This is a genomic window from Chryseobacterium sp. ON_d1, assembly GCF_006829085.1.
Classification (GTDB): domain Bacteria; phylum Bacteroidota; class Bacteroidia; order Flavobacteriales; family Weeksellaceae; genus Chryseobacterium.
In genome coordinates, this window is record NZ_BJTC01000033.1 from 1 (window position 1) to 1,189 (window position 1,189).

1 protein-coding gene is annotated in these 1,189 nt (G+C 35.2%); it reads right to left on the bottom strand.

Features of this window, described 5'->3' with window-relative positions:
* Positions 1-54: 54 nt before the first annotated feature.
* A protein-coding gene (locus CRS_RS24290) for an IS3 family transposase (protein WP_142726514.1) occupies positions 55-1,130 on the bottom strand; the annotation gives its coding sequence in 2 pieces (ribosomal slippage) (positions 55-878 and positions 878-1,130; 1,077 coding nt in all).
* Positions 1,131-1,189 lie beyond the last annotated feature (59 nt).

Here is a 1,189-nt window from a genome sequence, read left to right on the forward strand (position 1 = left end):
TGAAGACTTCCCCTTTTTCAAACTGTTGATAAATATAAAATATCTTCTAATAGATTAAATATTCTTAGCATATAACCAAGGGCTAAGTCCATTCAAAGATTTATGTGGATGATTACTATTATAATCAATCTGCCACTCATAAGCAATTGCATTTACCTCTATCAAAGATGTAAATAGATAAGCATCTAAAACATCTTCTCTGAATGTACGATTTAAACGTTCAATGTATGCATTTTGTGCAGGCTTTCCGGGCTGTATATACTGCAGTTCAATATCATTAACTTTACAGAAGTCCACAAAGACATTGGAAAGAAATTCCGGGCCGTTATCGGTTCTTATGCGCTTGGGTTTAGGTCTGTATATGATTAATTCCTTTAGCTTTTGCACTAACCTGATGCCTGGAATTGAATAGAACGCTTCGTTGATCAATGATTCTCTATTGTAATCATCAATGACATTCAATACCCGAAACCTCCGGCCATTAGACAAAGCATCACTCATAAAATCAATTGACCATGTCTCATTGACTTTGCCCGGAACGATCAATTTCTCTTTTATACGACTTGGAATACGAGCTTTACGTTTAACCCTTAGTTTCAAGTTCATATTCCGATAAACACGAAGCACTCTTTTTCTGTTCCAAAGCAAACCTTCCAAACGAATCTTACCATAATAGGTTTCAAATCCTCTTGTAGGATACCTGGCTGCTAAATCCAGTAATTTTGAAATAACAGTTTGGTCATCCTTTTTATGCCCATAATAATACATACTACGGCTCATACAAACTATTTTACAAGCCCTATGAACACTGATTCCTGTTTCACTTATTATACCTTCAGCTAACTCTTTTCGTTCACAGAGCTTTAAAGCTTTTTTTCTATGATATCCTTTAAAATACGATGATCCAAGCTCAGATCCGCGAACATACGCTTAAGACGTGCATTTTCTTCTTGTAAAGCTTTAAGCTCCTTAAGGTGCTGTGCATCCATTCCTCCATACTTCTGTTTCCATTGGTAGAAGGTAGGGGATGAAATCCCCTGTTCACGACAAATGTCTTTTGTCGACTTCCCAGATTCATATTCTTTCAGAATATTGATAATCTGATGTTCTGAAAATTTGCTCTTTTTCATAAGGTTTAACAAACTAAATTTAATAATTTTAATTTGTTTGAAAAACAGGGAAGTTTACC